A 12,409-nucleotide genomic window follows, 5' to 3' on the forward strand; every position below is an offset into this window, starting at 1 on the left:
GGTCAGCGCAGCCTGACGCGCATCGGGAGGCCCCCGCCCGGCCTCAGGGTCACACGGTGAACGGGCGTGACCACGTGCCCGGGTTCGAGATCGAGCCGCGTGGCGCGGGCCAGGGTGGCCAAGACGATCACGGCCTCCTGCAGCGAGAAGGCGGCCCCGATGCAGACGCGCGGGCCAGCACCGAAGGGCAGATAGGCGAAGCGGTCGATCGCGCCCCGGTTCTCCGGCAGGAAGCGGTCGGGATCGAAATGGTCCGGCTCGCTCCAGAGTCGGCGATGCCGATGCAGGACGTAAGGTGCGATCATGACGAGCGAACCCTTCGGGATCCGGTAATCCGCGACGCGGTCGTCCTCGATCGCGGCCCGGCTCAGGAAGGGCACCGGCGGGTAGAGCCGCATGGCCTCATCGATCACGGCACGGGTGAGCGGCAGGGCCGACATGTCGGTCAGATCGGCAGCTTCATCCACCTCCCGCTCGAGCCGCTCGCGGATGTCGGGCGCCTGCGACAGAAGGTAGAGCGACCAGGAGAGCGCGTTCGCGGTCGTCTCGTGCCCGGCGCCGATGAAGGTCACGACATTCGCCTTGACCTCGAGGTCGCTGAGCCTGTCCCCAGTTTCCGGGTCGGACGCCTGGAGGAGGAGCGTGAGGAGGTCGCGCGGCGCCTCGCCGCCCCGGGCAAGGAGCGCCTTGCGGGCGTCGAACAGCTCGCCCACCACCTCTTCGAAGAATCGCAGCGCCGGCCGCGCACGGAGCCGGCCGATCCGCGGCAGCCAATCCGGCATACCAAAGACGTCGAGCGGATCGATCGGCCCGATCGCCTCGAAATAGCGGGTGATCGCCTGCGAGAGCGCGTCGGGGTCGCGCTTCAGGCCTTCGGTGAAGATCGTCCGCTCCAGCACGTCCAGCGTGACGCGGGTCATCTCGAGCGCCGCATCGACCCGGCGACCGTCGCCCCGGCGGCGGAGCCGGCGCACGATCCGGTCGGCGGCGTCGGCCATCGGCCGGGCAAAGCCCGTGACCGTGCGGGGCGTGAAGAGCGACGCCATGGCCCGGCGCTGCCGCCGCCACTCGTCGCCTTCGGCCGTGAGCAGGCCATTGCCGAGCCCCGGCGCCAGCACGCGCCGCTGCAGATCATCCTTGCGGTAATTCGCGGCCCGGTCGACGAGGACATGGCGGATCGCGGCCGGGTCGCTGATCACCGTCACCCGCCCGAGGACGCCCTCCCCTGCCAGGATCGGAGCCTCGAAATGCTCCGCCGTCCAGGTCGTGAGCGGGTTCGTCCGCGCGCCCTTGAGGAAGGCGAAGAGGTCCGGCGGCCGCCGGAGCGGGACCGGCGCCGGCGGCCGGAAGAGCGGTCGGCCGGAGAGGGTCGGGGAGACGGGCGGCGCGAGAGGCGGTTCCGTGATCATCGCGGACATTGTAAGCCGCCCGCAACCCAGCAGAAGAGGCCACGATGTCACCCATGAATTCAGGCGCAGCCGGGGCGACCCGCACCGAGAGCGACACCTTCGGACCGATCGACGTTCCGGCGGACCGGCTCTGGGGTGCCCAAACGCAGCGCTCGATCCAGAATTTCCGGATCGGCGGCGAGCGCATGCCGGCCCCGCTCGTCCATGCGCTCGGCCTCGTGAAGCAGACAGCTGCCCTGGTGAACAAGGACTTGGGCGAGGTCGAGCCCCGGGTCGCCGACGCCATCGCGGCAGCGGCCGCGGAGGTGGTGGCCGGGACCCATGACGACGAGTTCCCGCTCGTCGTCTGGCAGACCGGGTCGGGCACGCAATCCAACATGAACGCGAACGAGGTCATCGCGAGCCTCGCGAACGAGGCGCTCGGCGGCCAGCGCGGCGGCAAGTCGCCGGTCCATCCGAACGACCACGTCAATCGCGGCCAATCCTCGAACGACGTCTTTCCGACCGCGATGCATATCGCGACCGCGCGCGAGATCCACGACCGACTGCTGCCGGCCTTGCGGCACCTGCACGCGGCGCTGGACGAGAAGGCGCAGAGCTTCGCCGACATCGTCAAGATCGGCCGCACCCACACGCAGGACGCGACGCCGGTCACGCTCGGCCAGGAATTCTCGGGCTACGCCAAGCAGGTCGAACTCGGGATCGGCCGCATCGAGGCCGCCCTCCCTGGCATCCATGCCCTCGCCCAGGGCGGGACCGCGGTCGGGACAGGCCTCAACGCCCATCCCCGTTTCGCGGAGGCCTTCGCGGCCAAGGCGGCCGAGCTGACGGGCCTGCCCTTCGTGTCGGCGCCGAACAAGTTCGAGGCGCTCGCAGCCCACGACGCCATGGTCTTCACGCAGGGCGCCCTCGCCACCCTCGCGGCGAGCCTCTTCAAGATCGGAAACGACATCCGCTTCCTCGGCTCGGGACCCCGCTCCGGCCTCGGCGAGCTGAGCCTGCCCGAGAACGAGCCGGGTTCCTCGATCATGCCCGGCAAGGTCAACCCGACCCAGGTGGAGGCCCTCACCATGGTCTGCTGCCAGGTGATCGGAAACGCCACCACCGTGACGATGGCCGGCAGCCAGGGCCATTTCGAGCTGAACGTGTTCAAGCCGGTGATGGCCTATGCGGTGCTGCAATCGGTCCGCCTGCTCGCCGATGCTGCCCTCAGCTTCACGGACAATTGCGTGGTCGGCATCAAGGCCAACCGGGACAAGATCGCCGAACTGCTCAGCCGTTCGCTGATGCTGGTGACAGCCCTCGCGCCGAGCATCGGATACGACAAGGCGGCTGCGATCGCGAAGAGCGCGCACAAGAACGGCACGACCCTCAAGGAAGAGGCCCTGAAATCCGGCCATGTCACAGCCGAGGAATTCGACCGGGTCGTGCGCGCGGAAGACATGCTGGCGCCGGGTTGACGGCCGGCAGGCCGGGCGTAGCATCGGGCCATGAACATGCATCGTCCCGTCCCGCAGCGCCGCCCGGTCGAGCTGACCCTCGACCAGGCCGTGATCGAGGACGCGCGCTCGCTCGGCCTCGATGTCGATGCCGTGGCCGAGACCGCTCTCCGCGAGAGCGTCTCGCGCGAAAAGGCTCGGCGCTGGCGGGAGGAGAATGCCGAGGCGATCGCATTCAACAATGCCCAGATCGAAAAAGAGGGGCTGTGGTGTGACGATTATCGCCTCTTCTGATGCGGCAGTTCAGCATCTGCTCGCTGAAGAGGGCTAGGCCAAGCGGCCGAGACCGCCTCGTGATCGTTCTTCAACACGATCTGCTTGCGGATCTGCGGACGAGGGTCGTCGCACCTCTCGTCGACGAGGGCGAAGTTGGATCCATCGATAAGTTGACGCCCGAGATCGAGTTTCAGGGCAAGAAGCTCAGAATTCGCTTCGACCAACTGGTCACGGTTGATATCCAGTCCCTCGGGAGCGAGCTTGGCAGGATAGACGTTCAGGATGTCGTTATGCGTAGCATCGATCTCCTCTTCACCGGGTTCTGAGCGTGGCCGAGATCATCAACCTGCGGCAGGCGCGCAAGGCCAAGGCCCGGGCGGCCGCGGGCGCAACGGCGGCGCAGAATCGCGAAAAGTTCGGTCGCCCGAAGGCGGAGCGGGAGCGGGCCGAGGCGGAGGCCGAGATCGCGGCCCGGCGACTGGAAGCTCATCGGCGCGACGGGCCGGCTGAAGAGTGACGGCGGCTTCGGGCGGCATCACCAAGCGTTCGCTGTCGATCGCCGGCCACCGCACCAGCATTTCGCTCGAGGCGCCCTTCTGGGACGAACTCGGGCGGATCGCGCGGGACCGCGGCTTGTCCGTCCCGGCGCTCGTGGCGGAGATCGACGCCGGGCGCGGAGCTGGCAACCTGTCGTCGGCACTCCGGGTCTACGTGCTCGAGGAAGTCGGGGCGCGCGCGAGGGCCTGACGTCAGCCGCCGCCCGCGGCAGGTCGTGGCGGCGGCCGGACATCGATGGGCGGCGGCGCCCGACGCTCAGGGTCGAGGCGATCCTGCTCCTGCCGTTGCCGCTCCGCCTGCAAACGCTGGCGCTCGGCCTCCTGGCGCTGGCGCTCCTGCTCCTGCCGGGCGCGCTCCTCGGCTTCCTCGCGCAGCCTGACCTGACGCGCCGCCTCCTCCGCCGCGAGACGGCGCTGCCGCTCCATCTCGGTGCGGGAATTCCGCCGCTGGCGTTCGGCCGCGTCGAGTTCGAAGGTCTCGACCCGGTCGAGTTCACGCGTCAGCACGACGGCGGCGAGGCCGTTCACGAGCGGTCCGGGATCGATGGTCCGGGCCGGCCGGGCAAGCGGTCCCGTCCAGCCGAGCGTGATCGCCGGTGGTCCGCCAACCCAGTTCCGGGGCAGAGCCTCCGATTGCAGATTGCCTCGGGCTTCGAGCGTGAGATTGCGGAGGTCGATCACGGCCGAGCCCTGCCACGACCCGGCCGGGGAGACGAGAAGCAGCGGCGTGATCCGGATCGCGCCGCCGATCAGGGAGGCGTTGGCCCGAACGCGACGGGGCGCCAGCGGCGCCCGACCCAATTCCTGGGCCAGGAGCGCCTGCCAGCGGGCGCTGGCCAGGGGGTCGTCGGTCCGCAGCACCCGGGAGGCGACCCGCTCGAGAGCCGCGGGATCGGCGCCATCGATCCTGAGGCCGTCGAGATCGACCTCTCCCGCGCCGCCGAGATTGCTGACGAGCCCGGCCGCGCTCTCGCCCGAAGCCCCGAAGCGCAGCGTCGCGGAGAGCCGGCCGGGTCCGAAGGGCGGTCCCAAAAGCTCCCCGATTGCGATCCCCTCCGCCGCGCCCTCTCCGATCAGGGACGCGAGTCCGCCCTGGCGGCCGAGCGTGAAGCCGCCACGCAGCCGTCCGCCCGCAAAGACGAGGTCGATCCCGGACAGCGCGACCCCGTCGGGCCGCGTCGCGAGCTGGAAGCGCGCGTTCCGACCGATCAGGCCTCCCGGCCCCTCGAGCGTGGCGGCCTCGATCGCCAGCGCCCCTCCGACGGGAAGCTCGGCGCTCGGGCCGAACCGGGTGCCGGACCAGAGAATGCCCGATGACGGCCCGGGCGACGGAAGGTTCAGGGCCAAGGCCGATGCGAGCCAGGGGAGCGACAGCCGCGACATCGTCGCGCGGCCGCCGATCTCGGCGAGAGATGTGCCGGAGAGCTCGGCCTCCAGCGTCTCGCCGGCGACGCGACCCCGAAGCGTGACCCGTGGTGGTCCCGTCCCGGCGAGCGTGGCCCTCAGCGCAAGCGGGACGGAACTCCGCACGGAGAGGCCGAGCAGGGCGAGGAAACGCGAGGCATCGTCGGCACTGACCTCGCCCGAGCCGGCCTCGATGGTGTCGTCATCGGGACCGAGCCGAACAGGCTCCGCCGAGGCAAGGCGCAGTCCCGCGACGTCTCCGGTCAGCGCGAGCGCGAGCCGCCCATCGTCGGCGCGGCGCCCGGACAGATCGAGGCTCGCCCGGCGGGCCGGACCTTCGGATTTCGGGCGGCCGAACCAGCTCTCGTCACGATCGGCCGACGCCCGCACCCGGATCTCGCGGACGAGACCGCCCGCCGAGAGGGTTTCGGCCGCAAAAGGTCCCCCGGCCATCCGGCCGTCCAGCCGTGTCCGCAAGGCCGGCGTGGGAGAGCCGGCCAGGATCGCCCGCTCCGCCGCGACCCCGAGATCGACGGCGCCATCCCGCACCGCCTCAGGGAGGAGCCGCACCAGACCTCCGAGCCAGGCTCGCCCGAACAGGTCCACGAGCGGGGCAGCGTGCGGGGCCTTGAGCCGGCCCTCGATGCGGCCCGACCCGTCCGGCGAAATCCGGCCGGACAGCTGTGCTTCCGCCCCGGCCAGGCCACGGACGTCCAGGCCCTCGACCAGGATCGACGACCCCTCGGTCGCGATCCGGCCGGAGATGTGGCCGCCCCGGGCTGTGCCATAGGCCACGTTGCGGGCATCCAGCGTGAGGCCGAGATCCAGGTCCCGGGCGGCATCGAAGACGAGCGCTCCGTCCGGCAGCGCCGCGACGTCGAGGCCCGACAGGGCGAGTTGCCCGTCGATCCGCGCCCGGCCACCGACCTCTGCCGCGCTGTGCCGAACAGTTCCCGAAATCGTCGTCTCGCCAAGAGACAGCCGAAGATTGCGGAGCGACAGCACCGGATCAGCCAAGGTCACGTCGGCGGAGGCCTGGAGGGCTGGGCCGTCGAGCAGAGCCGTGAGGGCACCGAGGCCGAGTCCGCTGAGGAAGCGACCGAAACGGTTGCTGTCCTCCGCCCGGATGGCGACGCTGCCGCTTCCGCTCGGCGCCAATCCCAGGGTGAATTCGCCGGAGGCCTGGAGAGTCGATCGTCCTGGCCCGGCCGTCTCGAGGTTCGGGATCGTTACCCGATCGCCCTCGGCGACGGCCCGGAGCGCGAGTTTCTGCAGCTCCTCGTCGCCGCCGACCGCGACGCTGTCGAGCCTGAGCGACAGATCGAGCGGCAAGGCTGCCGACCCGAGCCGCCATTCGGTGAAGCCGGTGGCGGGCGCGGTCCCGTATGTCGCGCCGAAGGCGGCGAGATCGAACCTTCGACCACCGAGTGCCAGCGTGAGCCGGGGTTCGTCGACCCGGTAGCTGCCCGTCCCGCTCGCCCGGAAGGCGGCTGCGCCCTCCCCTGCCTCGACGGTCACGTTGTCGAATTCGACCATCCGGCCGGCGGCCTTCAGGACAGCCTGCGCCTGCACGGCGAGCCGGGGTGTTCCAGGAACGGGCGGAGGCGACGATGGCGAGGTGATTCGCCCGGTGCCGGCAAACCGGGGAATCAGCGCGTCGGCGGCGCCGGGAACGAGTTCGAGCCGACCGTCCACGTCGAAACGCGGCAGGGTGCCGCCACCGCCCCGCAGCTTCAGCGGCGCGGAGGCGTCCGCCGCGACCTCGCCCAGCGTCAGCTCGAACGGAATGGCCTCCGAGGTTCCTTCGAGCCGCCATGGACCTGCAAGCGAGGTCGCCTGGATCCGCACGCCTTCGGCATAAGCCTGGTCGGTACGGCCGCTCTCCGGGTCGAAGGTGGTCAGGAGGAATTGCTGGACGGCGAGGTTCTCGAAGGCCCAGGCCCGGCGCTCCTCGACCCCCGAGAAGAGCCTGCGGGGCACGCGCCAATCTCCGCGCGCGCCGGTCGGGAGCTTGAACTCGGCTCGCCCGATCCGCGTATCCAGGAACCGGACCTCGCCGGCGAGGAGCGGCGTCAGGGCGATCTCGGCCTTGACATACGAGGCGTCGAGCGTGGCGTCCCCCGGCCCATCCGAGCCGATCCGGAGTCGATGGATCCGGATGCGCGGGACCGGCAAAAGCCGGATGTCGAGCGCGCCCGCCGTCCGGACCTCCTGGCCCACGGCCCGGGCGATCGCCCCATCGACGAGCGCGCGATGCGCGGGCCAGTCGACGAGGGGAGGCACGGCCAGCACGGCCACCAGCACGAGGATCAGGAGCCCGGCCAGGATCGTCAGGATATCGCGCAAAGGCGGTGGTCTCTCCGGTCCCGGATCTCCGCGCCGCTCAGGCGACGATCTTGCCGGGATTCATGATGTTGTCCGGATCGATCGAGCGCTTCAGGAGCCGCATGAATTCGAGGGCGGGTCCGCCATGCTCGGCCTCGAGATATTTCATCTTGCCCTGCCCGACGCCGTGCTCGCCCGTGCAGGTGCCGCCCATCAGCATGGCTCGCTCGACGAGCCGGTGCATGAAGCCTTCCGCAAGCTCAACCTCGGCGGGATCGTCCATCGCGACGAGCGGCATGACGTGGAAATTGCCGTCCCCGACATGACCTGCGATCGGCGCGATCAGCCCGGTCCGCTCGATATCGGCCTTGGTCTCGGCCAGGCATTCTGCCAGGCGCGAGATCGGCACGCAGACGTCGCTCGCGACGCCGCGCGCCCCGGGCCGGAGCCCGAGAGAAGCCCAATAGGCGTCGTGCCGGGCCTGCCACAGGCGGGTCCGGTCCTCGGCCTTGGTGGTCCATTCGAAGCCGGTGCCGCCATATTCGACGGCGATCTCGCCGAACCGCTCGGCCTGTTCGCGAACGCCGGCATCGGTGCCGTGGAACTCGAAGAGGAGCAGTGGCGTCTCAGGCAGCGTCAGCTTGGAATAGGCGTTCACGGCCCGAATCTGGACCTCGTCCAGGAGTTCGATCCGGGCCACCGGCAGGCCGGACTGGATCGTCGTGATGACCGCGTCGCAGGCCTCCTTGAGCGACGAAAAGGAGCAGATGCCGGCCGAGATCGCCTCGGGAATTCCGTGAAGCTTCAAGGTGATCTCGGTCACGATGCCGAGCGTGCCCTCCGAGCCGACGAAGAGGCGGGTGAGATCGTAGCCGGCCGAGCTCTTGCGGGCGCGGCTTCCGGTCCGGACGATCTCGCCCGCCGGCGTCACGACGGTGAGGGCCAGCACGTTGTCCTTCATCGTGCCGTAGCGGACGGCATTGGTGCCCGAAGCCCGGGTCGCGGCCATGCCGCCGATCGAGGCATCGGCGCCGGGGTCGATCGGGAAGAAGAGGCCCGTCGCACGCAGGTGCTCGTTCAGCTCCTTCCGGGTGACGCCGGGCTCGACCACGCAGTCGAGATCCTCCTGATGCACGGCGATGACCCGCTTCATCAGGCTGGTGTCGACCGAGACGCCGCCGAACGGCGCATTGAGGTGACCCTCCAGCGACGTTCCCGTGCCGAAGGGGATGACGGGCACCCGCTCGGCCGCGCAGAGGCGGACGATCTCGGCCACCTCCTCCGTCGTCTGCGGCAGGACCACGAGGTCCGGTGGCTGATTCGGAAGCCAGGTCGTCGTGTGACCGTGCTGCTCCCGAACGGCGCGGCTCGTCACGACCCGGTTTCCGTAGCGCCGCGTCAGCGCCAAGGTCAGGCGGGCGATCGTATCCGCGTCGGGGCGTCGAGACCCGCTCATGGTGGCGGCGAGAGACGGTTTCACGGCGGAGAGAACGGACATCGGGTGACCCGCATCGGAACCCGAGAGGGCGGGTTCTATCGCGGCGAACCATAGCAGACGTGGCACGGCCGCAACATGGGCGCTCCCCCTCTAGCCAAGATAACCTTGATACTGCCGACCCTTGGCGCGAGCGCCCGCTTTGTGCCTTATGGGCAACCGCAACGGGGAGACGCCAGGTGAGCGAGGGAGCAGGTCCGCCGGTCTTCGTCTTCGCGCCGTTCGTCTCGTCGACGATGCGGGTCGAGCCCGGCTGGATCGACTATAACGGCCACATGAACATGGCCTATTACCTCGTGCTCTTCGACCGGGCGATCGACGAGGCGCTGGCGGTCGCGGGGCTCGGGCCGGATTACCTGGACAGCCGGGGCTGCTCCTACTTCACGGCCGAGATCCACACGCTCTACCGGCGCGAGCTCTCGCTCGACGACGAGGTGCGCGTGACGATGCAGCTCATCGATCACGACGAGAAGCGCATCCATGCCTATCTCGAAATCCGCCAGCATCATGAGGGCTGGGTGGCTGCGAGTTGCGAGAAGCTCTTCCTCCATGTCGGCATGACGGACCGCCGAGTCTGCCCCTTCCCGCCCGACATCCTGGCCAATCTCGGGGCGATCAAGACGGCCCATGGCCGCCTCCCCCGGCCCGAAGCGCTGGGCCGGAATGTGAGCCTCCGGGCGCCGCGGCCGAGGGACCGGTCACCGGCCGAGACGTCGAGCACCCACCACTAGGGCGGGTGCTGTCCTCGTCGGTCCCGGGACGTGACGGCCCTCGGACACCTTGCGCCAGCTCCGCCCGGTAAGCCTTCCATCACCCTTCCGGGCTAGGGTCTCCCGAGCACCGAGGATGGCCCACATGGCAAGGGACCGCGCTGATCCGGGCAATCCCGCCGCGCTCGACGAGAAGATCCTCGAGCAGGGCCGCGCGTGGTTTGCCGAGATCCGGGAGAGCCACCGGGAGGACGACGAGACGGCCCGACGCGCCAAGGCGTCGAGGGATGCCGGCGACGGATCCGTGCTCGATTGGTCGTCCAGCGGAGACGGCGGGGACTGACACATTCCGGCGCTCACCGGGCGCCACAGGACGAGCATGAAAGCCATGTCGATGGACACACAACACTTGCTCCGCAAACCCGCCCTCAGGCGCGCCGTGCTGGGCGGCCTCTTCGGGCTTTTCGCCTGGACCGGCAATGTCGCGGCGGAACCGGTTCCGGCATTGCGCGAGGGCATGCTCTACGCCTCGGCCCGCGGCACACTGATCGCCAAGGGCTTCCAGCCCGTCCCGTCCGGAAACCGGGACGACGCACGCTGCAGCGCAGGCCGGCAGGATGTCTGCAACGCTTATCCGGAGACGGTCTCCTGTTCCGGAACGGGCGCTGCCACCTGCCGCTTCATCTTCACGGGGAAAGGCGGCGCCACCCTGACCGTCTTGGCGGACGGCGACGATGTGGGCCACCTCAAGGTGGTCACGAGCCGGCGCTCCTCCGAGAAGGACGCGAAGTGGCAGCGGGCTGGCCGCTAAGGCCTGCCCGTCCGACGCTCGATCCGGAAGGCCAGAACGGCTTGTCGTTGATCGCGATCTCGACCGATCCGGCGAATATCGGTCGGATCCCGCGTCGATCGCCGGAAGATGGCCCAAGCTCGAACCCATAGAAAAAGGCGCTGCGCGGGAGCGCAACGCCTTCTGAGCGTAGCAGAGCCGCCGGAGGCGGCCCTTCGAATTAGCGCGAGTAGAACTCGATGACGAGGTTCGGTTCCATCTGGACCGGATAGGGCACCTCGCTCAGCGTCGGGATGCGGGTCATCCGGGCCGTCATCTTGGCGTGGTCCACCTCGATGTAATCCGGCACGTCGCGCTCGGCGAGCTGGCTCGCGACCACGACGATCTCGAGCTGCTTCGAGCTGTCCTTCAGCTCGATCGCGTCGCCCGGCTTCACGAGGAAGCTCGGAATGTTCACGCGCCGACCATTCACCTTGATGTGGCCGTGGTTGACGAACTGGCGCGCCGCGAAGGGGGTCGGCACGAATTTCGAGCGGTAGATCACGGCGTCGAGGCGGCGCTCCAGCAGACCGACAAGGTTCTCGCTCGAGTCGCCCTTCATCCGGATCGCCTCGCCGTAGTAGCGGCGGAACTGCTTTTCGGTGATCGAGGCGTAATAGCCCTTGAGCTTCTGCTTGGCACGCAGCTGCGTGCCGAAGTCGGACATCTTGCCCTTGCGGCGCTGGCCATGCTGGCCGGGGCCGTATTCGCGGCGATTGACGGGGCTCTTCGGGCGGCCCCAGATATTCTGGCCCATACGGCGGTCGAGCTTGTGCTTCGCCGTGACTCTCTTCGTCATTCGCTGTCCCTCATGATCGCCGGATGGCGAGGAACGCGCCCTCCTCTCCCGTCCGGCCTGGACCGGGGGGCGACAGAGCCGGGCTTCGAAGCCGGCTCACGGGTGCGTGAAACGAGACACGCGGCCGTCGGGCCGCGTGTCTCACCGGCTCCCTAGACGCGCCACGACCTCAGGTCAAGGTCGAGGCCGCCCGCCCCGCGGGCGCAGAGCTCAATGCGGAACGGGTTCGGCCAGGGGATGGATGCCGGTCCGCGTCTCGTCGAGGCCGCGGGCGGCCAGCGCGTGCCGCAGCGCCGGGGTCAGGTTGCCGGGACCGGTGAAGAGCAGCATCGTGCTCGGACCGTCCTGCCGGGACAACGAGGCGTCGGGCGGTGCTTCGCCCAGGATCGCCGTGACGCGCCTCGCGATCGCCGGAGCGGGATCGATCCAGGTCACCGGCCAGGGCGCGACCGCCCGCAGCCGCTCCAGCAAAAGCGGGTAATGCGTGCAGGCGAGCACCACGACATCGGTGCGACGTCCCTCCCCGTCCCGGAAACAGGGCGCGATCTCGGCCCGGATGACGCTGTCCGGCGCGGGCTCGCCCGCGAATTCGGCTTCGGCCAAGGCCGCCAGCCGCGTCGAGCCGACGAGATCCACCTGGCACGAGCCCGCATAGGCCGCGACGAGGCCGCGCGTGTAGTCGCGCCGGACGGTGCCGGGGGTCGCCAGCACGGCGATCCTCCCGGTGCGGGACAAGGCCACGGCCGGCTTCACGGCCGGGACGGTTCCGACGAAGGGCACGTTGAAACGGGATCGAAGCACCGGCAAAACCAGGGTCGAGATCGTGTTGCAGGCGATGACGACGAGGTCTGGCCGGTGCTGCCGCAGCAGCCCCTCGACGACCGCGACGACACGGGTGGTGAGCGGGCCCTCCGACCAATCCCCATAGGGGAAGGCGGCATCGTCTGCTGCGTAGACCACATTCGCGTCCGGCCGCGCGCGGGCGACCTCGCGCAGCACGGTGAGGCCGCCGAGACCGGAGTCGATGAGCAGGATCGTCGGCCGGGTCACGGGCATCGGCGCCGGAGGCCGGACGGTTCCGGCGAGAAGGTCGATCAGCATCAGCAGACACGCCACCAAGGGAAGTGGCGATCCTGCACGTGTCGGGTAAACGAGCCTTAAGCGAA

Annotated in this window: 13 protein-coding genes; 8 read left to right on the forward strand and 5 right to left on the reverse strand. The window is 69.6% G+C overall.

The window, feature by feature from the left end; all coding sequences use genetic code 11:
- Positions 1 to 2: 2 nt before the first annotated feature.
- On the reverse strand, positions 3 to 1,409 hold the full coding sequence (locus ACFE87_RS00805; protein WP_375457818.1) for a cytochrome P450: 1,407 nt from the start codon (positions 1,407 to 1,409) through the stop codon (positions 3 to 5).
- Between the two features lie 44 nt (positions 1,410 to 1,453).
- On the opposite strand from ACFE87_RS00805, the gene fumC reads away from it, so the two are divergent.
- The 5 genes from fumC to ACFE87_RS00830 are packed head-to-tail and all read left to right on the forward strand — an operon-like array spanning position 1,454 to position 3,871.
- Positions 1,454 to 2,869, forward strand: a complete 1,416-nt coding sequence (gene fumC / locus ACFE87_RS00810; protein ID WP_375457688.1) for a class II fumarate hydratase — start codon at positions 1,454 to 1,456, stop codon at positions 2,867 to 2,869.
- A gap of 30 nt (positions 2,870 to 2,899) precedes the next feature.
- Positions 2,900 to 3,142: a type II toxin-antitoxin system CcdA family antitoxin gene (locus ACFE87_RS00815; RefSeq protein WP_375457689.1), complete on the forward strand. Its 243-nt coding sequence runs from the start codon at positions 2,900 to 2,902 to the stop codon at positions 3,140 to 3,142.
- Entirely contained in the window at positions 3,142 to 3,450 is a 309-nt protein-coding gene (locus ACFE87_RS00820; RefSeq protein ID WP_375457690.1) for a CcdB family protein, read from the forward strand. Before ACFE87_RS00815 ends, ACFE87_RS00820 begins: the two co-directional genes overlap by 1 nt.
- Positions 3,451 to 3,452: 2 nt before the next feature.
- Positions 3,453 to 3,641 carry a DUF4169 family protein gene (locus ACFE87_RS00825; protein ID WP_375457691.1) on the forward strand — a complete coding sequence of 63 codons (189 nt, stop codon included), beginning with the start codon at positions 3,453 to 3,455 and terminating at the stop codon, positions 3,639 to 3,641.
- Positions 3,638 to 3,871: a ribbon-helix-helix domain-containing protein gene (locus ACFE87_RS00830; RefSeq protein WP_375457692.1), complete on the forward strand. Its 234-nt coding sequence runs from the start codon at positions 3,638 to 3,640 to the stop codon at positions 3,869 to 3,871. The genes ACFE87_RS00825 and ACFE87_RS00830 overlap by 4 nt, the downstream gene beginning before the upstream one ends.
- Positions 3,872 to 3,873: 2 nt before the next feature.
- Here the strand turns inward: ACFE87_RS00830 and ACFE87_RS00835 are convergent, their stop codons facing one another.
- Together ACFE87_RS00835 and ACFE87_RS00840 are read right to left on the reverse strand one after the other, a co-directional pair.
- Positions 3,874 to 7,431 (reverse strand): AsmA-like C-terminal region-containing protein, encoded by a 3,558-nt coding sequence (locus tag ACFE87_RS00835; RefSeq protein ID WP_375457693.1) that lies wholly within the window; start codon positions 7,429 to 7,431, stop codon positions 3,874 to 3,876.
- A gap of 37 nt (positions 7,432 to 7,468) precedes the next feature.
- Complete coding sequence (locus ACFE87_RS00840) at positions 7,469 to 8,866, reverse strand: FAD-binding oxidoreductase (RefSeq protein ID WP_375457819.1); 1,398 nt, start codon at positions 8,864 to 8,866, stop codon at positions 7,469 to 7,471.
- A 218-nt stretch (positions 8,867 to 9,084) separates the two neighbouring features.
- Here ACFE87_RS00840 and ACFE87_RS00845 point away from each other — a divergent pair, with 218 nt between their 5' ends.
- The 3 genes from ACFE87_RS00845 to ACFE87_RS00855 all read left to right on the forward strand — a co-directional run bounded on the left by ACFE87_RS00845 (position 9,085) and on the right by ACFE87_RS00855 (position 10,426).
- Complete coding sequence (locus tag ACFE87_RS00845; RefSeq protein ID WP_375457694.1) at positions 9,085 to 9,636, forward strand: thioesterase family protein; 552 nt, start codon at positions 9,085 to 9,087, stop codon at positions 9,634 to 9,636.
- Between the two features lie 124 nt (positions 9,637 to 9,760).
- On the forward strand, positions 9,761 to 9,958 hold the full coding sequence (locus tag ACFE87_RS00850) for a hypothetical protein (RefSeq protein ID WP_375457695.1): 198 nt from the start codon (positions 9,761 to 9,763) through the stop codon (positions 9,956 to 9,958).
- A gap of 66 nt (positions 9,959 to 10,024) precedes the next feature.
- Positions 10,025 to 10,426, forward strand: coding sequence for a hypothetical protein (locus ACFE87_RS00855; RefSeq protein WP_375457696.1), 402 nt, complete (start codon positions 10,025 to 10,027; stop codon positions 10,424 to 10,426).
- 199 nt (positions 10,427 to 10,625) lie between these two features.
- Here ACFE87_RS00855 and rpsD read toward each other — a convergent pair whose 3' ends face one another.
- Together rpsD and murI are read right to left on the reverse strand one after the other, a co-directional pair.
- A complete protein-coding gene (rpsD, locus tag ACFE87_RS00860; protein ID WP_375457697.1) occupies positions 10,626 to 11,243 on the reverse strand; it encodes a 30S ribosomal protein S4 in 618 nt (205 codons plus the stop codon).
- A gap of 210 nt (positions 11,244 to 11,453) precedes the next feature.
- Complete coding sequence (murI, locus tag ACFE87_RS00865; RefSeq protein WP_375457820.1) at positions 11,454 to 12,344, reverse strand: glutamate racemase; 891 nt, start codon at positions 12,342 to 12,344, stop codon at positions 11,454 to 11,456.
- Positions 12,345 to 12,409: the final 65 nt, after the last annotated feature.

This window comes from uncultured Enterovirga sp. (genome assembly GCF_964242715.1).
Taxonomy (GTDB): Bacteria; Pseudomonadota; Alphaproteobacteria; order Rhizobiales; family Beijerinckiaceae; genus Enterovirga.

Coding starts and splice junctions, on each gene's coding strand:
- fumC (WP_375457688.1), top strand. CDS start 1,454: ATGTCACCCATGAATTCAGGCGCAGCCGGGGCGACCCGCACCGAGAGC.
- murI (WP_375457820.1), bottom strand. CDS start 12,344: ATGCTGATCGACCTTCTCGCCGGAACCGTCCGGCCTCCGGCGCCGATG.
- ACFE87_RS00805 (WP_375457818.1), bottom strand. CDS start 1,409: ATGATCACGGAACCGCCTCTCGCGCCGCCCGTCTCCCCGACCCTCTCC.
- ACFE87_RS00840 (WP_375457819.1), bottom strand. CDS start 8,866: ATGAGCGGGTCTCGACGCCCCGACGCGGATACGATCGCCCGCCTGACC.
- ACFE87_RS00820 (WP_375457690.1), top strand. CDS start 3,142: ATGCGGCAGTTCAGCATCTGCTCGCTGAAGAGGGCTAGGCCAAGCGGC.
- ACFE87_RS00850 (WP_375457695.1), top strand. CDS start 9,761: ATGGCAAGGGACCGCGCTGATCCGGGCAATCCCGCCGCGCTCGACGAG.
- ACFE87_RS00815 (WP_375457689.1), top strand. CDS start 2,900: ATGAACATGCATCGTCCCGTCCCGCAGCGCCGCCCGGTCGAGCTGACC.
- rpsD (WP_375457697.1), bottom strand. CDS start 11,243: ATGACGAAGAGAGTCACGGCGAAGCACAAGCTCGACCGCCGTATGGGC.